General features: G+C 71.1%; 18 protein-coding genes and 1 tRNA gene. 4 read left to right on the top strand and 15 right to left on the bottom strand.

The window, feature by feature from the left end:
* Positions 1-3 precede the first annotated feature (3 nt).
* From AC1RTC_RS13325 to AC1RTC_RS13315, 3 genes are all read left to right on the top strand, one after another.
* On the top strand, positions 4-585 hold the full coding sequence (locus AC1RTC_RS13325; protein ID WP_493156435.1) for a dienelactone hydrolase family protein: 582 nt from the start codon (positions 4-6) through the stop codon (positions 583-585).
* Positions 586-623: 38 nt separating this feature from the next.
* On the top strand, positions 624-965 hold the full coding sequence (locus tag AC1RTC_RS13320; protein WP_493156433.1) for a YciI family protein: 342 nt from the start codon (positions 624-626) through the stop codon (positions 963-965).
* A gap of 302 nt (positions 966-1,267) precedes the next feature.
* The gene (locus tag AC1RTC_RS13315; RefSeq protein ID WP_493156431.1) at positions 1,268-1,837 is read left to right on the top strand and encodes a DoxX family protein; all 570 of its coding nucleotides are present in this window, start codon (positions 1,268-1,270) and stop codon (positions 1,835-1,837) included.
* A 24-nt stretch (positions 1,838-1,861) separates the two neighbouring features.
* Here AC1RTC_RS13315 and AC1RTC_RS13310 read toward each other — a convergent pair whose 3' ends face one another.
* The 15 genes from AC1RTC_RS13310 to AC1RTC_RS13240 all read right to left on the bottom strand — a co-directional run bounded on the left by AC1RTC_RS13310 (position 1,862) and on the right by AC1RTC_RS13240 (position 18,573).
* Entirely contained in the window at positions 1,862-2,593 is a 732-nt protein-coding gene (locus tag AC1RTC_RS13310) for an ABC transporter ATP-binding protein (RefSeq protein ID WP_493156429.1), read from the bottom strand.
* Positions 2,590-3,471, bottom strand: a complete 882-nt coding sequence (locus AC1RTC_RS13305) for an ABC transporter ATP-binding protein (RefSeq protein ID WP_493156427.1) — start codon at positions 3,469-3,471, stop codon at positions 2,590-2,592. Before AC1RTC_RS13305 ends, AC1RTC_RS13310 begins: the two co-directional genes overlap by 4 nt.
* Positions 3,471-6,125, bottom strand: a complete 2,655-nt coding sequence (locus tag AC1RTC_RS13300) for an FtsX-like permease family protein (RefSeq protein WP_493156425.1) — start codon at positions 6,123-6,125, stop codon at positions 3,471-3,473. The genes AC1RTC_RS13305 and AC1RTC_RS13300 overlap by 1 nt, the downstream gene beginning before the upstream one ends.
* Complete coding sequence (locus tag AC1RTC_RS13295; protein WP_493156423.1) at positions 6,122-9,154, bottom strand: FtsX-like permease family protein; 3,033 nt, start codon at positions 9,152-9,154, stop codon at positions 6,122-6,124. The genes AC1RTC_RS13300 and AC1RTC_RS13295 overlap by 4 nt, the downstream gene beginning before the upstream one ends.
* A 122-nt stretch (positions 9,155-9,276) precedes the next feature.
* Positions 9,277-10,311 carry an alcohol dehydrogenase AdhP gene (adhP, locus tag AC1RTC_RS13290; RefSeq protein WP_493156421.1) on the bottom strand — a complete coding sequence of 345 codons (1,035 nt, stop codon included), beginning with the start codon at positions 10,309-10,311 and terminating at the stop codon, positions 9,277-9,279.
* 83 nt (positions 10,312-10,394) lie between these two features.
* The gene (locus tag AC1RTC_RS13285) at positions 10,395-10,589 is read right to left on the bottom strand and encodes a hypothetical protein (RefSeq protein ID WP_493156419.1); all 195 of its coding nucleotides are present in this window, start codon (positions 10,587-10,589) and stop codon (positions 10,395-10,397) included.
* A gap of 79 nt (positions 10,590-10,668) precedes the next feature.
* A tRNA-Leu gene (locus AC1RTC_RS13280) sits at positions 10,669-10,742 on the bottom strand.
* 34 nt (positions 10,743-10,776) lie between these two features.
* Positions 10,777-12,156, bottom strand: a complete 1,380-nt coding sequence (locus tag AC1RTC_RS13275; protein WP_493156417.1) for an NAD(P)/FAD-dependent oxidoreductase — start codon at positions 12,154-12,156, stop codon at positions 10,777-10,779.
* A 38-nt stretch (positions 12,157-12,194) separates the two neighbouring features.
* Positions 12,195-13,436, bottom strand: a complete 1,242-nt coding sequence (locus tag AC1RTC_RS13270) for a S8 family serine peptidase (RefSeq protein WP_493156415.1) — start codon at positions 13,434-13,436, stop codon at positions 12,195-12,197.
* Positions 13,433-13,939 carry a DUF501 domain-containing protein gene (locus tag AC1RTC_RS13265; protein WP_493156413.1) on the bottom strand — a complete coding sequence of 169 codons (507 nt, stop codon included), beginning with the start codon at positions 13,937-13,939 and terminating at the stop codon, positions 13,433-13,435. The genes AC1RTC_RS13270 and AC1RTC_RS13265 overlap by 4 nt, the downstream gene beginning before the upstream one ends.
* Entirely contained in the window at positions 13,936-14,439 is a 504-nt protein-coding gene (locus AC1RTC_RS13260; RefSeq protein ID WP_493156411.1) for an FtsB family cell division protein, read from the bottom strand. Before AC1RTC_RS13260 ends, AC1RTC_RS13265 begins: the two co-directional genes overlap by 4 nt.
* Before the next feature lie 60 nt (positions 14,440-14,499).
* Positions 14,500-15,780 (bottom strand): phosphopyruvate hydratase, encoded by a 1,281-nt coding sequence (gene eno, locus AC1RTC_RS13255; protein WP_493156409.1) that lies wholly within the window; start codon positions 15,778-15,780, stop codon positions 14,500-14,502.
* A gap of 107 nt (positions 15,781-15,887) precedes the next feature.
* On the bottom strand, positions 15,888-16,334 hold the full coding sequence (locus tag AC1RTC_RS13250) for a MarR family winged helix-turn-helix transcriptional regulator (protein ID WP_493156407.1): 447 nt from the start codon (positions 16,332-16,334) through the stop codon (positions 15,888-15,890).
* A gap of 5 nt (positions 16,335-16,339) precedes the next feature.
* Positions 16,340-17,611, bottom strand: a complete 1,272-nt coding sequence (hisS, locus tag AC1RTC_RS13245; protein ID WP_493156405.1) for a histidine--tRNA ligase — start codon at positions 17,609-17,611, stop codon at positions 16,340-16,342.
* A gap of 281 nt (positions 17,612-17,892) precedes the next feature.
* A complete protein-coding gene (locus tag AC1RTC_RS13240; RefSeq protein ID WP_493156403.1) occupies positions 17,893-18,573 on the bottom strand; it encodes a nucleoside triphosphate pyrophosphohydrolase in 681 nt (226 codons plus the stop codon).
* Positions 18,574-18,700: 127 nt separating this feature from the next.
* Here AC1RTC_RS13240 and AC1RTC_RS13235 point away from each other — a divergent pair, with 127 nt between their 5' ends.
* Complete coding sequence (locus tag AC1RTC_RS13235) at positions 18,701-19,294, top strand: thermonuclease family protein (RefSeq protein WP_493156401.1); 594 nt, start codon at positions 18,701-18,703, stop codon at positions 19,292-19,294.
* Positions 19,295-19,382 lie beyond the last annotated feature (88 nt).

The following is a 19,382-nucleotide window of genomic DNA, read 5'->3' as shown; positions in this document are numbered from 1 at the left end:
AGCATGGCTACCGTCGTCCTCTTCCACTCCGTCCTCGGCCCCCGGCTCGGCATCGAGGAGGCTGCCGCCCGGCTCCGCGCCGCGGGCCACGAGGTCGTCACCCCCGACCTCTACGACGGCCGCCGGTTCGACGACTACGACCCCGCGATGGAGTTCTCAGCCGCCTACGGCCAGGAGAAGCTCATGGCACGCGCGCTCGAGGCGGTCGCCGAGCTGCCCGACGGCTTCGTCGTGGGCGGCTTCTCCCAGGGCTCGAGCGCCGCGGTGTTCGTCGCCACCCGCCGCGCGGTCTCGGGCGTGCTGCAGTTCGCGGGGTTCAACGTGCTCGAGTGGTTCGGCCCTGAGGCGAAGTGGCCCGCGGGCATCGACACCCAGGTGCACCAGACGATCGGCGACCCCTGGCGCGAGGACGAGTTCGCCGAGCAGGCGGCAGCCGACGTGACCTCGGCGGGCGGCCGGGTCGAGGTGTTCGACTACCCCGGCACCGGCCACCTGTTCACCGACCCCTCACTGCCGGACGAGTACGACGCCGAGGCTACCGAGCTGCTCTGGTCGCGCGTGCTTCAGTTCGTGGCGGCGCGCTAGCTATTCCGCGTGCGCAGCCTAATGTGTACATTGTCTACATGACTAAGTACCTGATCTCCTTCCCCGGCAGCGCCATGAACCTCTCGGAGGACGAGTTCGTCGCCGCCGGGGTCGACTCGCACGCCGTCATCCGCGATGCCAAGGCCGCGGGCGTCTACGTCTTCGGAGGCGGCATCGCCGAGGACGTCCCCTCCGTCATGGTCGCCGCCGATGGCTCCACGTCCGCCGAGACCTACCCCGAGACCCGCGTGTTCAACGGCGGATTCTGCGTGCTCGAGATCCCCACGCGCGAGGAGGCGGTCACCTGGGCGGCGCGGATCGCGGCAGCCTGCCGCTGCTCGCAGGAGCTGCGCGAGTTCATGTACGACCCGGAGAGCTAGCCGCCCGGGGCGCCCGCACCCCGTCGTCCGGGGCCTCCGCCCGCTTCGCCGGCGCCACAACCGAGTACGTTCCGCCCAGCCAGATCCGGCTTCGAAGGTGCTCGGCGGTGTGCCGCTTGAGAACCTCCCAGCTCTCATCGTCGATGCATCTCACCGGGGCGCAGTCCTGTCTTCCGTGGGAGGCCCAGTCCACACCGCACGGCGCCCGCGACCCAGTGCCGAAGGTCCCGGGACCTTCGGCACTTCACCGATCGCGCCGGCCGGACCAGCCTTGGGGCAACACCCCAACGGAAGAGACGACAATGACCGCAACGACAGTCCCCCTCATCGCCGGCCGATCAGCCGCACCGGCACGGACAGCGGCCTTCGCCGCCGCACCGCAGCACATCGCCCTCGCAGTCCTGAGGCTCGCCACCGGTTTCATCTTCCTGTGGGCGTTCCTCGACAAGACATTCGGCCTCGGCTTCTCAACGCCGGTCGAGCGCGCGTGGATCAACGGCGGGTCGCCCAGCCAGGGCTTCCTCGGCAGTGAGGCCGTCACCGGCCCCCTCCAGCCCTTCTTCGCCGGGATCGCCAGCCCCGCCAGCGACATCCTCTTCATGCTCGGGATGCTCGGCATCGGCCTCGCGGTCATGCTCGGTATCGGCCTGCGCGTCAGTGCCGTCGCCGGCACGGTCATCCTCGTCCTGATGTACCTCGCCGAGTGGCCCTTCACCCCGAACACCGCGTCGACCAACCCGCTCGTGGACTACCACATCATCTATGCGCTCGCCCTGATCGTCATCGCCGCAACCGCGGCCGGCGACACCTGGGGGTTCGGGCAGCTCTGGCGCAAGCTCCCCGTCGTCCGCAACCAGGCCTGGCTGTTCTGAGAGCGGTCACCGGACAGCCCCCGCTCACGCGCCGGCGATCTCCGTGCCGTCCCCCTCGAGCGCGTGCCGGCCGCGCCGGTGCACGAGCCGGCCGTCGCGCAGCTCGAGGATGCGGTCAGCGTGTGCCGCCATGCGCGGGTCGTGCGTAGAGACGAGGGCCGCGACGCCCCGCTGGTGCACGAGCGCCGAGATCAGGGTCATCATGAGCTCGGAGTTCGTGGCATCCAGCTGCCCGGTCGGCTCGTCGGCGATGATGAGCCGCGGGCTGTTGGCGAGGGCGCGCGCGATGCCCAGCCTCTGTTGCTGGCCGCCCGACAGCTCGAACGGCCGCTGTGCTGAGTGCGGGGTCAGCCCGACGATGTCGAGCAACTCCGAGACCGTCGTAGCGCGCTCGTCGTAGGGCACCCCCGCTATCCGCATCGGCAGCTCAACGTTCTCCGCCGCTGTCAGGGACGGAAGGAGCGCGAAGTTCTGGAAGATGAAGCCGATCTCCCTGCGCCGCATGTCGAGCATGTCGCTCTCGCTCGCCCCGACGACGTCGCGATCCCCCAGCTGCACGGTGCCGCTGGTGGGCTTGTCGAGCCCGCCGAGGATGTTGAGGAGCGTCGTCTTGCCCGAGCCCGAGGGGCCGCGGAGGATGACCAGCTCGCCGGCGGCGACCTGGAGGGAGACTCCCGCCAGGGCGTGGACCTCGTTGTCGCCGCGGCCGTAGGTACGGGTGAGGTCCTCGGCCCGGAGAATGGTGTCGTCGCTCATCCGCGGGTCTCCTTGGGGGTGTTCGGGTGGACCTCGGCATGGCCCTCCGCGAGCTCGACCCTCACCAGGCCGCTCAGGCCGAGCGTGCGCACGTAGTCCTGCGGGAGCTGCAGGCGGCCCACCTTGTCGATGACAACGAACTCCTCGGAGGCGTGCAGCTCTCCGCCGAACTCGTCGAGGGCTGTGCTGCGGTGCACCTCGGTGGAGAGGCGCCCATCGCGGATCTGCACGGTCCGGCGCACCTGCGACGACACGTCCTCGTCGTGGGTCACGATGAGCACCGTCACGCCGAGGTCGCGGTTCACCGCCCCCAGAGCGTCGAAGACGCGCTGCGAGTTCACCTCGTCGAGCTCGCCGGTCGGCTCGTCGGCGAACAGCACCTCGGGCGCGTTCGCGAGCGCGACGGCGATGGCCACGCGCTGCTGCTGGCCTCCCGACAGCTCCCCCGGCCGGCGGTCGCGGAACTCTCCGATGTCGAGGACCTCGACGAGCTCCGCGACGCGCTCGACCCGGGCCCGGACAGACCCGCCGAGGATCGAGAGCGGCATCGCGATGTTCTGGCTCGCCGTGAGGTAGGGCAGCAGGTTGCGGGCGGTCTGCTGCCAGACGAAGCCCACAGTCTTCGCCCGGTACTGGACGCGCTGCCGCGCGGTCATGCCGAGGAGGTCGTGCCCGGCGACCATCGCGCGGCCGGCCGTCGGAGTCTCGAGCCCCGTGAGGATCGCGAGCAGCGTCGACTTCCCCGAGCCGGAGGCACCCACGATCGCGGTGAGCTCCCCGCTCTCCACGGAGAGCGTGAGGCCCTGGAGGGCCTGCACCTCGACCCCGTCGCCCGAGTAGATCTTGACGAGGTCTGAGCACTCGATCTGCGCGGCCATCAGTCTCCCATCCTTATGGTCTTCGCCGGTGCAACCCGGCGCCCGATCAGAGTCGCTGTCACACTCGCGAGCACGACGACCGCGAGGAAGATCCCCGCGGCGAGGACGAGCCACACCGGCTCGAGGGCTGGCTCGGGCGCGGCGATGCCGCCGACGAACCCGCGCAGGTCGAGCACGGCGAGGATGATCCACGGCAGGGCGAGCCCCAGTCCCGCGGCCACCAGAAGCGCGACTCCGGCGGCGGGGGCGAGCTCCCACGCGGTCAGCACGGCGACCTGGCGGCGCGACATCCCGAGCACGCGAACAACACCGAGGGTCCGGCCGCGTCGCCCGGCCGCTGCGGCCGTAGCGAGGGCGACCACGAGGGCCGACAGCGCGAGGGTCGCGACCGCGGCGGCCAGGAGCGTCCCCTGCACGGCCCCGACCGCCGGCGCCGCCGAGATCGCGTCGGCGCGCTGGGCCGCGGTGAGAACGCGCACGCTGGTGTCGAACGTCGCGGGCTGCTCGGCCTGGGCGGCAGCGGCCACTGCCTCGGCGACCCCGTGGATGTCGGCAGTCTCCGCGCTCGCCAGAATGACCCCGGGAGTCTGCCCCGCCAGGCCGAGCTCCTCTTCCGCGGAGCTGTCGACGAGCAGCCACTGGCGGCTGAGCCCGGGCAGGGCCTGCGCGCCGATCGTGCCCGCGCGCTCTACCGCGCTGTTGACGACGAAGAGCTCGGTGCCGTCGATCTGCTCCGCCCAGTCGTCGGAGATGAGCACCGGGATCGCCCCGCCGCCCACCTTCGGAGGGAGCGCGGGGATATCGGGCCGCACCGCGTGCAGCTGCTCGGTATCGGCGACCACGATCGTCACGCTCGTCGGCCCCGACTCGTCGGAGAAGTCGACGCCCGACTTGGTCACGAGCGCGACCGCGCCCGTGACTCCCGGGATGCCGGTCAGGTCGGTGACGAGCGACGCGGGCAGGTCGTGAGCGGTGAGCTGGAGATCGGCGCCGACCTCGTCGCGCGCCGACTGCTGCACTGCGCTGCCGACTGTCGACACCATCACCACGGCGAAGACGACCATCGCCATGCCCACGACCAGGGCCAGCGTCGCGATCGCACCCACGGCGGGCTCCCGGATGGCTCTGGCCACGCCGAGGGAGAAGGACGGGAGGGTGCGGCGGCGGAGCCCCGCGGCGAGCGCGCGCAGGGGCAGCGGGTAGAGCCTCAGCACGAGCATCCCGACCCCCGCCGCGATGAGCACGGGTGTCGCGGCGAGAAGCGGATCGATGCCGACCTCGCCGCTCGACTCCACGAGCCCGCGCCGCTGCAGCAGCACGAAGGCGATCACCGCGAGCCCGATCACCGCGGCCTCTGCCACCCAGCGCGAGGAGCCGCCGCCCCCGAGGTCGCCCCGCGATTCCCGGATCACGCCGGGCCGCAGCAGCACCGCGGCAAGGGCGATCGGGATGCCCGCCACGACGATCGGCGCGAGCCATCCCCCGACCCCCACCCGGGCGGGGAGCAGCACCGCCGCGAGCACGAGCGCCGCGACCGCGCCAGGGACGACGATGGCGGCCGTCTCCAGCACCATGATCGCCCTGAGCTGGCCCCGTCGAGCACCGCGGGCGTCGAGCAGCGTGAGAGCCGGAGCGCGACGGCGGATGAGCGCCTGGACGCACAGCGCATACGCCGCGATGAGCACGCCCAGGAACCCGGACGCGCTCAGGGCGATGAGAGCGCTGGATGCCGCGACCGCCCGCGCCACGGAGTCGAGCACGTCCACGGTGGACGACCGGAATGTCAGCTCTCCGTAGTTCGGCAGCGTGAGCGGCGTGGCGGTCGCGTTGCGCACCTGGGTCTGGATCTCGTCGCGGTCGGCGAAGTCCCACGCCGTCGGGTCGATCGGCACCCACGCCGAGAGCGCGCCCGCGGCGAAGTCCGCCTGGAGCGCGACCAGGGACTCCGGCGCGACGTAGAGTGATGCCTGCACTCGCGGCGGCGCTCCCTGCTCCTGGATCACGCTTCCGCGAAGGAGATCGCGCGCGTGCGACCAGTACTCCTCTGCCGGGTCCGCGGCCTCGTAGATCTCGGCGATGCGCAGCGGCACGGTGCCGACCTCGATCTCGTCCCCGACCGACGCCCCCATGTTGTCCGCCGCCGTCGACGACAGCGCGACGTCGATCGGGGTGCCGGCGTCCCCCGTCCACACGGCCGGCGCGCTGCCCGCGACCAGGGTCACCCGCCGGTCCCACCGGAGGTCGAAGGCCAGGGAGAGCGAGAGCACCGTGTTCGGCGCCGAGGCGATCGATCCCGTGCGCGACAGGGTGCGCACCACCCAGTCGACGTCGCCCGCGGCGTCGCCGAGCGGCGCGGGAAGCTGGCCCGCGAGCTCGGCGAGGCTCGCGTCAGTCTCGCCCACGTAGTCGTCGAGCGGTGCCGATCGGCCGAGCTCCGGGATGCCCAGCCTGCCCTCGCCCACGAGATCCGTGCTCCCGGGGGTCTGCGCGGCGAACTCGTGCCGCAGCTCGGCAGTCCCGAGCAGGGCGAGCGCCCTCGGCGCGAGGGCGACCACGAGCACGGTGCTCGCGACCAGCAGGGCCACGAGCAGCGAGGTGCCGAGCCCCTGCCGGAGGTGGACGCGCAGCAGTGCCGCGCGGGAGAGCACGGTCATTCGACTCCCCCTCCGGGCACGGCCGCACGGGCCAGGCGCGCGGTAGCTCTCGCCAGCGCGAGCAGGAGCGCGAGGAGGCCGACGACCAGCGCGCTCACCAGCACGGCGAGGCCGGGAACGTCCCAGGACACGGCGGTGCCGATCGACAGATAGCGCTCGGGCACCGCGGCGCGCGCTATCTGCGGCACGGTGAGGAGGGCGACGGCCGCACCGGCCGCGAGCCCCCAGAACAGGCCGAGCACGAGCACGGCCCCGAACTCCCGCACCGGCACTCGCTGCTGGTCGCGCGGCCCGAGGCCGAGGGCGCGCAGCGTCGCGACATCGCCGCGGCCCCAGCGGATCCGGGCCTGCACCGACGAGACGACCGCGATCAGGGCGAGCAGGAGGGATGCCGCGGCGGCAGCCCAGAGCACGGTCCGCGGCGACCCCAGCACGGCGAATGCGGCGGGGTCGTTCGCGATGTCGATCCGTGTCGACGCCGGCAGCAGCGGGCGCAGGGAGTCCCGCAGCTCCGCGGGCGAGTCCGCACGAAGCCAGAGGTCGCGGGGCTCGGCCGGAGTCTCCGTGGAGCGAAGCTGGCTGTGCTGCACCACGGCGAGGTCGACCAGCACCGCCACCTCGGTCGGCGCGCCCGGGATCGCGGGCACGACGCCGGCGATGTCCCAGCTGATGCGCTCGACGCCGTCCTCGAGCCCGAAGGAGATGGTGTCGCCCACACCGACGCCGAGGAGCGCCGCGAGCCGCTGGGAGATCACGACGGGAGGGTGCGCGCGCTCGAACTCGGTGCCGTCCAGGGAAGGGACGAGGCGCGCCGACGCGGACTCGTCGGTGATGGCCAGCCCGAGGCCCGTGCCGTCGCTCGTCGGCATCTCGCCCCCGGCCCCGGGGTTGTTGGGGATCCAGAACGGCCCGAGGTCGAGCGGCTGGGAGCCCGCAGCGAGCTCCACGAGGCGCACGGTCGCGGACGACTGGGCGAAGGTCCCGCTCCCGAAACGGAAGTCGATGGCGAGCACGGTGAGCGGGCCCGTCCCGGAGAGCGCTGCGGAGTAGTCGAAGGTCCCCTTGCCGTCGACGACCGGGCCAGACGGTGCCGCGAAGTCGACCACCGAGGTGAACCCGAGCGCGTCGACGACGTGAGCAGAGACCGCGGGTGCGGCAGTCAGGCTCGTGGTCGCGAGAGTGAGGGAGAGCGTCGAGGCGCCCTCCGGGACCACCGGTCCGGGCGAGGGGATGCGGACGCTATCGGCCGCGGACGGGAGGTCGAGCATCCCGCCGCCGCTCGCGAGGGTCGCGATCGCCTCGGGCGCTGCGCCGACGATCGTGCCCGACACACTGCCCAGGGCTAGCGGCTGCCGGGCCCAGGGCGCGACGGCCCCCTCCCCCACGAGGTCGCGGACCGCCCGCTGGGATGCGGCCGAGAAGTGGTCGGTCGTGGACGCGTGCAGGTCGGATCCGACCCGGAGGGACGACGCGGCGTCGTAGCTCGACGTCCAGGTGGCGGAGTACGCGGACGCTACCGCCGTGCCGCCGACCGCGATCGCCACGACGACCAGCGGCGCCGTGAACCGCGCCGCGTGCAGGGCCAGCGATCGCGCGGCCAGCGTGGTGGGGATGGACCGGCGGGCCGTCGCCCGCTCGCCCCCGCGCGCGAGCCAGGGCAGCAGCGCCGCAATCAGGAGCACGAGCGCGAGCAGTGCGGCTGCCGGGGCCGCCACGGCGAGCGGGTCGACGGAGCTCGCCCCTTCGGCGTTCACGATCACGGGCGAGCCGTAGAGGCGCAACTGCCAGACGGCGATGCCCGCGCCCGCGCACACGAGGACGACGGCCCCCGGTACCGCGACGCGGCGGGCGGCGCGGGAGTCCCAGCGGCCGCCGCGAGTCTGGCGGGTCATCCCGCTCAGGGAGCGGAGGGAGGTGATCACGGCGAGGACCGCGCACACCGCCACGGCCGCGAGCGGCACCACCGCCAGAGTCCGGGCCTGCGCGACGAGGGCGTCCGTGAAGCCGACCGCGAGGCCGACCGCCGCGGCCGCGCCGCATCCGACCAGCGCGCCGACCGTCGCCGCCACCGTGACGTCGGTCGCCGTGCGCCGGGCGATCCGCCACGGTGCGCGGCCGCGCGACCAGTGCAGGTACGACTCGGTCGCGCGGATGCCGGCCAGCAGGGTGACGAGCTCGAGGGCGGCGACCAGCCCCAGGACGCCGAGCAGGGTCAGGATCACCGGCTGGATCGCCCGCTGCCCGTCGAGGCGCACCTCGAGCTCCGCGAGGGTCTTGCTGAGGCCGCGCTGGAAACCGAACCCCTGGAGGTCGTCGACCTGCCCGCGCCAGTCGGCCTGGATGCGCGACCAGCTTGCGATGACCCCGCCGATGTTCGCCGACGTGGCGTCGGCGAGGTCGACCGGCACCACTGTCCAGGTCGCCTTCGGCTCGGACTCCAGCCGCGACCACGCGCGCTCGATGATCAGGAACGGGCCGTACCCGTCGTCGGCACCGGTCTCGATCATCGGGTCGCCGTACCAGCGCGGGTCGAGGTAGTCCTTGGCCCGCCACGTTCCCGTGACGGTGAAGGTCGCGCCGTCGAGCGAGACCGTGCTGCCGGGCGCGAGCCCCAGCTCCCGGGCGGCGTCCGCCTGCACGGCGACCTGGGTCTCCTTCTCGGCGAACGCCCCGGCGACCAGGTCGGCGCGCGTCTCCAGATCCGGGATGCTCATCGCCGTGCCCTGCTCGACAGCGGCACCGGCGGTGTCCGTCTCGACGCGCACGTCCCCCGCCACCGTGCGAGAGACACCGAACCGGATGCCCGTGCCGCCCAGACTCGTCGCGATGGCGGCCCGCACCTGGGCATCCTGGGCGTCGGGGTTGGCCGTCGGCGACAGCGACACCTGCAGCGCGAGGTCAGAGCCCGCGCGGGACCCGAGCTCGGACTGCACGCCGGCCGTCCCCTCGTGGGTGAGGAAGGCGACGGACCCGACGGCCACGGCCGAGGTGAGCGCGACAACTGCCGCCACCCCCACGAGAGCGCTCACGCTACCGCGCAGCCTCGCCATCGGCATGCTTCGCGCACCAATCCGTCACGGCCGGCGACCGTGCCGGTCCTGCGAGTATATGGTCCGGTCGCGCGTGGCCGGGCGTGCCCGCAGCTACCAGGTCACCCCTGCGCGGTGCCGACGCCGGCGAACTCGAAGACGATCCGGGCCGGGATGTGCCCCGCGAGCACGTCGTCCATCGACACGGCGATGTCGGCGAGGTCGCGCGTCTCCGTGACGACCTCCGTGCGCCCGGCAGCGTGCAGGGCGAAAACCTCGCGCAGGTCCTGCCGAGTTCCCACGATCGAGCCCACCACTGACAGCCCTTTGAGCACCGTTTCGAAGATCGGGAGTTCGAACGCGCCGTCCTTGGGCAGACCGACGCAGATCAGCCGGCCGCCGCGCCGCAGCGAGTGGAATGCCTGATCGAACACCGTCGACGAGGCCGCGAGTACGATCGCGACATCGGCACCGCCCTGGCTCTGAATTGCGGCGACCGGGTCGGTGGTGGACGCGTTGACGAGGTGATCGGCTCCGAGGCGGGCGGCGAGTGCGAGCTTGTCGTCGACCACGTCCACCGCGGTGACGAACCCGCCCACGATCTTCGCGTACTGCACCGCGAGATGGCCGAGGCCGCCGATGCCGAAGATCGCGACACGTTCCGTCGGCACGACGTGGGCGACCTTCACCGCCTTGTAGGTCGTCACTCCCGCACAGGTGAGCGGTGCCGCATCGCGCGGCGATACTCCCTCGGGCACGCGGACGACGTACCTCGCGTCCGCGGTCGCATACTCGCCCAGACCGCCGTTGACCGAGTAGCCGGTGTTCTGCTGAGACTCGCACAGGGTCTCGCGGCCGTCGATGCAGTAGCCGCACTCTCCGCAGCCGTAGCCGAACCACGGAAGGGCTACCCGGTCGCCCAGCCGCAGGTTGGTGACGTCGGCGCCGAGTTCCTCGACGATGCCGACCCCCTCGTGCCCTGGCGTGAACGGAAGGGACGGCTTCACGGGCCAATCACCGTGAGCAGCATGGATGTCCGTGTGGCACAGGCCGGATGCCTCGATCCTCACCAAGACCTGGTGGGCCGCCGGCGTAGGGCGGGCCACCTCCTGCACGGTGGGAGGTGCAGTGAAACTATCGACGATGACAGCGCGCATGGTGACTCCAGAGGTTGAGGTGGTTTTCTCACAACCAGTGTTGGACCCCTCGATCAGCGCCAGTAGGGGCGAAGGTCCCGTGCCTACGCGCCGAGCGCGCCCAGCAGGTGGTAGACGGCGTAGACCGGCCAGACGGCCGCCTGCAGAAGACCGAGGACCACCCGCCAGAAGCTCCCGTCTGACTGGGAGATGAAGTAGATCGCGGCACCGATATACGCGAGGAGGAAGAAGAACCCCCACGGTCCCGCGCGCTCAACGAGTCGGACTCTCTCACTCATTCTGGCCTCCGATAGTGATGTATCGATCAGCCTGCTCGGCGCGCGCGCTCGCCGCTAGTGGCGAAGGTCCCTCGCCGCGTGCCCCGGCAGGGACTCGAACCCTGACTGAAACGATTTTAAGTCGTCTGCCTCTGCCAATTGGGCCACCGGGGCCGGGCCCCGAACAGCGGGGCTAAGCCCCACCACCCTACTTCGCGACGGCTCCGCCCACCGGGACCGGGGCGCCCGCGGGCGCCTCGTGTCCGGCAGCGGGCTTCGGACGGGAGGCGAACTCCTCGAACGCGGCGCGCGGCGTGATGCGGGCCTGCAGTGAGACGGTGTCCCGGCCGACGAAGAAGTTGATGATCCAGTTGCCGAAGACGCGGATCTTGCGCTCCCACATCGGCATCGCGAAGCCGTGGTAGCCGCGGTGCATGATCCACGCGAGCGGGCCCTTGATGGCGATGTTGCCCGACTGGAACACACCGTTCCAGAGGCCGAGGCCCGCGACGGCGCCCAGGTTCTTGTGGAAGTAGTCCTTCGTGGCCTCGCCCCGGATGTCGGCGACGATGTTCTTCGCGAGGAGCTTGGCCTGGCGCACGGCGTGCTGCGCGTTCGGCACGCAGAATCCGCCGACGCCCTTGCCCGTGAGGTCGGGGACCGCAGCGACGTCGCCGGCGGTCCAGGCATCCGCAATGGGCCCGTCGTCGTTGATGATGCGCAGGTCGGCACGGGCGCGCAGGCGCCCGCGCTCCTCGATCGGGAGGTCGGTGTTGCGGATCATGGGGTTGGCCATGACGCCCGCCGTCCACACGATGGTGTCCGACTCGAACTTCTCGCCGGTGGAGAGCTCGATGACGCCCCCGGCTGCCGACGACAGCTGGGTGTCGAGGTGGATCTGGGCACCGCGCTCGGCGAGGCTCTTGATCACCCAGAGGCTCGTCTTGAGCGAAACCTCGGGCATGATGCGGCCCATCGCCTCGATGAGGTGGAAGTGCGTGTCCTCGAAGGAGATCGTCGGGTACTTCTTGACGAGCGACGAGGCAAGGCTGCGCATCTCGGCGAACGCCTCGATACCGGCGAATCCACCGCCGACCACCACGAAGGTCAGGAGGCGGTCGCGCTCCGGGCCGGCCGGGAGGTTGGACGCCTTGTCGAAGTTGGTGAGGATGCGGTCGCGCACGGCGATCGCCTCCTCGATGTTCTTCATGCCGATCGCCTCGTCCGCGACCCCGGGGATCGGGAAGGTGCGCGACACGGCGCCCGCGGTCATGACGACGATGTCGTACGTCTCGGTCCACGGCTCGCCCACGAGCGGGGTGATCGTGGCGGTCTTCGTCGCGTGGTCGACGTGCGACACCTTGGCGGAGAGGATGCGCGTCTTCTTGAGGTGACGGCGGTGCGAGACGACCGCGTGGCGGGGCTCGATCGAGCCTGCGGCCACCTCGGGGAGGAAGGGCTGGTAGGTCATGTACGGGAGCGGGTCGACCATGGTCACCTCGGCCTCCCCGCGGGAGAGCCATTTCTCCAGCTTGAGAGCGGTGTAGAACCCGGCATATCCGCCGCCGACAATGAGAATCTTGCGCACGAGTGGTGGTCTCCTAGAAGGGGAAGTAAGCCACTAATCTACTCCGTTCGGCGGGACGACCTGACAATGCGCACCGCCCGGACGACAAGGAAGGCGAGGATTCCGCCGAACAGCAGGAACACCCCGAGCGGAACCCCGACATTGCGCAGCAGATTGACCGTCGGTAGAACTGTCCCGAGCGGGTTCACCGGGCCCGCAACGACGGGCGGCGCGGGGGCCTGAGTCGCGGTGCTGGTGGGCACCGGCACGGCGGTGGAAGGTGCACGGCGGTAGAGCTTGATCCACTCGGCGAGCGACCCCATGGGGTTCTCGGTCACGAGGGGCACGTTGGCGCTGACGGCCGCCGACGCGTCGACGAGGCCGAACCCGTAGATCGGGTCGGTGCCCTGAGTGCCGGCATCCTTCGCGGTCGTCACGATGCGCTCGATGACGTTGGCTGCATCGAGATCGGGATGCGCGGCCCGCACCAGCGCGACGATGCCGGCGACGATCGGGGTGGCCCCACTGGTGCCGTTCCAGATCACGTGGCCGCCGCCGGGGACCGCGCCCACGAGGTCCTCGCTGGGCGCCGCGACGCCGATCGTGATGCCCTGCGCGGAGGCGTCGAAGCTCGCCGCGCCCTTCGAGTCCACGCCCGCGACGGTCAGCACGCCGGGCATCGTGGCGGGGGCGCCGACCTGCGTGGTGCCGCTGCCGCGGTTGCCGGCCGCGGCGACGATCACGACGTCGTGGTCCATTGCGTAGAGGAACGCGTCGTCCCAGCTGGTCGGCCATTCGAGCGTGTTGCGCGTGAGCGACATGTTGATGACGCTCGCACCCGCGTCGACGGCGTAGCGCACGGCCTCGGCGATCTGGTCGTCGGAGGTCGTGCTGCCCTCGCCGAACCCGATCGAGATCGGCAGGATGGTCGCCGCCGGTGCCGCGCCGATCACGCCGTTGTCGCCGCCGGTGCCCCGCCCGGCCGCCAGGGACGCCACCATCGTGCCGTGGTCGCGCTCGTCGGCGGGGCCGACCGGGGTCTGCCCGTCGGCGGCGCCGAGGCCGGAGAAGTCCGCGCCGGAGATGACCGCGCCGCGCAGTTCCGGCACGCTGCCGTCCACCCCGGTGTCGATGACGGCGATCGTGACGCCCTCGCCGCGAGTGGTGTTCCACGCGGCGCGGATCCCGTAGCTGTCGAGCCAGTACTCCGCGGCGCGCACCGTGTCCGCGTGGGCCGGCGCCGCCAGAAGGGCGACGGAGGCGACAACAAGGGCGCCCGCGAGAAGCCCGCGCCGCTTCACAGCTCGTACTCCGCGCACTCGCACACCTCGGGGCTCCAGGCTGCCCGCTCGAGCGCGAGGTCGCCGATCGGGTTCACACCCGGGCCCGCCGCGAGGGCGTGGCCGACCAGGGCGTGCAGGCACTTGACGCGGTCGGGCATCCCGCCGGCGGAGATGCCCGCCACCTCCTCGACGGCGCCGTAGGTCTCGCGGTCGGCGATGTAGCTCTCGTGCGCCGCCCGGTACCGGTCGGCGACCCCGTCGACGAGGAGCGCCGCGAGCCCGGGCATCTCCCCCTCGGCCTCGAGGGTCGAGACGGCGGCCGTGGCCGCGGGATGCGTGAGGTAGTAGAACGTCGGGAAGGGCGTGCCGTCGGCCAGCCGCGGTTTGGTGGAGACCACGGTGGGGGCGCCGCAGGAGCAGCGCGCGGCGATGCCCACGACGTCGCGGGCGGGTCGGCCGAGCTGGCGGGAGACGATGCGGACGTCCTCGGCGGTCGGCGGGTCGAAAGGCGGCCGGGTCACTGGGCGCCCTCGATCACCGGCGCGACGAGCTCGTCGGGCGGGGCATCCGTGAGTCCTGCCGTGTAGACCGACGAGAGCAGAGTGCGCACCCAGTCGACCTGGGTGGTCTGGATCTGGTCGCTGATCGGGATGCCGTCCGACGTGGTCGGCTCCGTGCCGTCCCCCACCACCAGGTAGCTCACGTCGCCGGGGAAGACGTAGAACAGCCGCTCGCGGGCCTGCGCCTCGATGTAGGCCGGGTCGCTCCACCGGGCCACGTCCGACTGCAGGTCGTCCACCGAGTTCTTGGCGTTGTCCACCGCTGTCTGGAGGGCGGCGATCTGCTGGCGCTGCTCGATGAGGATGCGCAGGTTCGGCGCGAGGACGATCACGGCGAGGATCAGGAGCCCGAGCATCAGCAGGGTGAATCCCGACAGCCGGATGGTGCGCAGCCAGTGCTCGGGGGCCGTCTCCTCGGGCAGCCTGACGGCGACGCGCTCGGTCTTGGGTCGCCTAGCCATGGGATCGAGCTTAAACGTTGAAGGCGCCCGCCGAGAGATCGACGGGCGCCTTCGCAGCTTCTAGCCCTTGAAGCGGGGGAACGCGTCGCGCCCGGCGTACACCGCGGAGTCGCCGAGCTCCTCCTCGATGCGCAGCAGCTGGTTGTACTTCGCGACGCGGTCGGAGCGGGCCGGAGCGCCCGTCTTGATCTGCCCGGCGTCCGTGGCGACCGCGATGTCCGCGATCGTGGTGTCCTCGGTCTCGCCGGAGCGGTGCGAGATGATCGCCTTGTAGCCGGCGCGCTGCGCCATGGCCACAGCGTCAAGCGTCTCGGTAAGGGTGCCGATCTGGTTGACCTTCACGAGGATCGCGTTGGCGGCCCCGAGGTCGATGCCCTTCTTGAGGCGCGTGGGGTTGGTGACGAAGAAGTCGTCGCCGACGAGCTGCACCTTGCTGCCGAGCTGCTCGGTGAGGTGCACGTAGCCGTCCCAGTCGTCCTCGGCCAGCGGGTCCTCGATGGTGGCGAGCGGGTAGTCGTTCACGAGGTCTACCCAGAACTTGGTGAGCTCCTCGCCCGAGTAGCTCGCCTTCTCGAACGAGTAGACGCCGTTCTCGAAGAACTCGGTGGCGGCGACGTCGAGGCCGAGGGCGAAGTCCTGGCCGGGCTTGAAGCCGGCGGTCTCGATGGCGGCGACGATGAAGTCGAGGGCCGCACGCGCGCCGGGCAGGTCGGGGGCGAAGCCGCCCTCGTCGCCGAGAGCGGTGTTCTGGCCGGCCTTCTTCAGCTCGCCCTTGAGGGCGTGGTACACCTCGGTGCCCCAGCGCAGGCCCTCGGTGAAGCTCTCGGCGCCGATCGGCAGCACCATGAACTCCTGGATGTCGAGCGCGGTGTCGGCGTGCGCGCCGCCGTTGATGATGTTCATCATCGGCACGGGCAGCGTGTGCGCGTTCGGGCCGCCGAGGTAGCGGAACAGCGGCAGATCTGCCGAGTCGGCCGCGGCCTTCGCGACGGCGAGCGAGACGCCCAGGATCGCGTTCGCGCCGAGCTTCTTCTTGTTGTCGGTGCCGTCGAGCGCGATCATCTCCGCGTCGATGAGGCGCTGGTCAGCGGCGTCGAAGCCCTCGATGGCCGGGCCCAGCACGTCGAGCACGGAGTCGACGGCCTTGAGCACGCCCTTGCCGCCGTAGCGGGCCTTGTCGCCGTCGCGCAGCTCGTACGCCTCGAAGGCGCCGGTGGAGGCACCGGACGGCACTGCCGCGCGCGCGACGACGCCGTCGTCGAGCAGGACCTCGACCTCGACCGTCGGGTTGCCTCGGGAGTCGAGGATTTCGCGTGCGCCGACTGCTTCGATCAAAGCCAAGGGATGTCTCCTTCAAATTCGCGGTGGACCGTGAGTGGTGGTTGTCCGCTAGGCATCCTACTCGCGCGATGCAACCAGCCCGGTGCCGATCGCGGAGGCTCAGCGGGCTAGTCGAACGACTCGTTGAACCGCGCCAGCAGCTGCGCGAGCGCCGCGATGTCCTCGGTGGGCCAGGACTCGAGCGCCGTGCGGTACTCCGCGCTGACCTCGGCGCGGAACGCCTCGAGCGCCGACTTGGCGGTCTGGCTCGCCTCGATGAGGGTCGCGCGCTTGTCGTCCGGGTCGGGTGTGCTGGCAATCAGGCCGAGCTGCTTGAGCTGTGCGAGCTGGCGGCTCACGGCGGCCTTGTCGATGCCGAGGCCGGTCACGATGTCGCCGGCGCGCAGCGGCCCGTTGATGATGATGTACCGCAGGATGCCGAAACCCAGTGGTTGGAGGTCGCCCTCGAACCGATCGGCGAGATGCCGCACCCGCGCCCGTGAGCGCTGGTAGATCTGGGAGATGCCGTTCTCCAGCTCGAGGGCGGCGTGCTCGCGCGCGTCAGTCTCGGTCATCGTCCTCAGCCCAGCGCCTTCCACTCCCCCACACCGCCGTCGGCCGTGACCGCCGCGTAGGACGAGAATCCGGATGCCTCGAGCACCTCGAGCAGCGACTTGATGTTCTTGGGGCGCCGCTCGATGCGCACGCGCTTGCCCTCCACCACGAGCTGCGACTGGAGTGCGAGCAGGCGGACGGGGTCCACGTCCGCGTCGTACACCAGGGCCACGGCCTCGCGGCCGGCGTCGCCGTCGAGCTCGACGAGCTCCACGAGGCGCTCGAAGCCGAGCGAGAAGCCCGCGGCCGGGACATCCGTGCCCAAGAACCTGCCGATCATGCCGTCGTAGCGCCCGCCGCCGCCGAGGGAGTAGCCGAGCGAGGGGTGGGCGACCTCGAAGATCGCGCCGGTGTAGTAGCCCATGCCGCGCACGAGCCAGGGGTCGAAGGTGACGATGTCGCGGCCGATGACCTGGTTCACGGCCTGGCCGATGCCCGCGAGCTCGGCCACCGCGGCCTCGTCGACGCCCTCGGGAAGGACCTTGCGGATCGCAGCCTCGCCGAAGGGCAGGAACTCCATGGTGGTCGGTCGGCGGAAGAACGCCTCGAGCGCGTCGACCGGGCCCGCCGGGAAGCCGCGGTCCCGCAGCTCGGTGATGACGCCCTCCTGCCCTACCTTGTCCAGCTTGTCGATGGTGATGAGCACCGGCTCGTGCTCTTTAGGCGGGAAGCCCAGCAGCTCGAGCGCGCTCGTGAGCAGACGGCGGTCATTGACCCGGATGCTGCAGCCCTCGAGCCCGAGCGCATCGAGTGTGGCGGCCGTCGCGGTGATCAGCTCGATCTCCGCCATCGGCCCGGACTCGCCGATGATGTCGATGTCGCACTGGACGAACTGGCGGTACCGCCCCTTCTGCGGGCGCTCCGCGCGCCACACCGGGGCGATCTGGATCGCGCGGAACACTGTCGGCAGCTCCGCGCGGTGGCTCGCGTAGAACCGGGCGAGAGGCACGGTCAGGTCGAAGCGCAGCCCCAGGTCGGCGAGATCGAGCGCCTCGGATGCCTCGCGGATCGCGTCGACGGTCAGCCCCCGCTTGAGCACCCCGAACGCGAGCTTCTCGTTGTCGCCGCCGAGCCCCGCGTGCAGCCGGTCGCTGTCCTCCATGACCGGGGTCTCGATCTCGTCGAACCCCCGCCCGCTGAAGGTGGACCGGATGACGGCGAGCACGCGCTCGCGCTGCGCCTTCTCGGCGGGCAGGAAGTCGCGCATGCCGCGAGGAGGATTGACGGGAGAGGCCATGCGTCGATTCTCTCGCACCCGCCCGGGTGGCCGGCGCAGCCTCCCCCGTTCGGGTGACACGCCCGAGAATCACCGAAAACGATTGAATCGGTCCATTTCGTCAGCGTGTCGGAATCCAAACGGCGCACATCGTTCGACTCCGTGCGATTAAATCGTCCTAGCGAACCGGACGGTCGGGTAATCCATCCGGTTCGCAGGTTCATCTAACGAACCTTGATGCCCTCTCCATTCGGGTTGGAGGGGGCATCGCCCTTTTGTGGCCTCTAGCCGACTCTCGTGCTCTAGCCGATCCCGATGACGCCCGCGTCGCCCGCCTGCTGCACCTCGTGCTCTCGGATCTCGTCCTGCAGCTCCCGCAGCGCCCTGCGCAGGGCCCGTTCGGAGTCGAGTCCGTTCGCCTTCGCCGACGCGACGATCGCGAGCAGCAGCGGGCCTAGCTCGTCCTCTGCGGTGACGTTCACCGCGCCCGGCAGCGTGGCGTCGATGAGCCCGACCTTGTGCGCGCGACCGAGGAGCTTGTCGGCGAGCGCGAGCGCGGGCATCCCCTGCGGAATCCCGTCGAGCACGCTCGTGCGGTGCGGCTTCTCGGTCTTCTTGAGGTCGTCCCAGACGGCCATCACGTCGTCCGCCGTTTCGGCGGTGGTGTCGCCGAAGACGTGGGGATGCCGGCCGATCATCTTCTTCGTCATGTGCTCGGCCACGTCCTCGAGCGTGAACTGGCCGGCCTCGGCGGCGATGTCGGAGTGGAACACGACCTGGTAGAGCACGTCGCCGAGCTCCTCGATCAGCTCGTCCCGGTCACCGGACTCGATGGCGTCGACCAGCTCGTACGTCTCCTCGATCAGGTACTGCACGAGCGACTCGTGGGTCTGCTCGCGGTCCCACGCGCACCCGCCGGGCGCCCGCAGCCGCTCGAGCACCGCGATCAGTTCGTCGAGCTTGGGATGAGGGGCGTCGGTCATAGGTCCCAGCCTGTCAGACTCATACGGTGAACAACCAAGGGCCCCGGCCGATCATGCTCGTGCTGCTCACCCTCGTGGCGATCGCGGCGGGGATCGTGATCGCCCGACTCGCGGGAGTCGGCGTCTGATGCGCAAGGCCATCGGGATCGTGCTGATCCTCGCCGTGCTCGCTGTCGTCGCGTACTTCGGAGTGAGCCAGGCCAGCGCGCCCGTCGCGGCGCCTGACGCCACCCTCGCCTCCGGCACCCCCGCCTCCGGTATCCCGGCCTCCGGCACCCCGGCCTCCGGCACGCCCGCCTCCGGCACCCCGGCCTCCGGCATCCCCGCCGACGCCACCGAGGCCGTTGTCGAGTACGTGCACGACGGCGACACGATCTTCCTCGAAGACGGCCGCAAAGTCCGGATGCTCGGAATTAACACCCCCGAGATCGGGGACGACCTAGAGTGCTTCGGCAACGAGGCCACCGCTCTCACCCGGTCCCTCCTTCCCGAGGGCGCGCACGTGTGGGTGCAGCAGGACGCGGAGCCGCTCGACCAGTACGGCCGCTCCCTCCTCTTCGTGTACACCGACGACGGAGTCAATGTGAACCTCGAGCTGCTGCGCGAGGGCGCCGCCGAGGTCGAGATGTACAAGCCGAACGTGCTGCTGCGCGACGAGGCGTACGCGGCGCAGGACGCCGCCCGTGACACGGGCGCGGGACTCTGGGGCGCGTGCCGATAGCAGCGCGCACAGCGGCAACACGCACAGAGCGCAGCACCGCGAGCACAGCGCAGCACCGCGAGCACAGCGCAGCACCGCGAGCAACACG

It is taken from the genome of Rhodoglobus sp. GW821-FHT12B09 (assembly GCF_058809925.1).
This window is presented reverse-complemented; position numbering and strand designations above follow the sequence as displayed.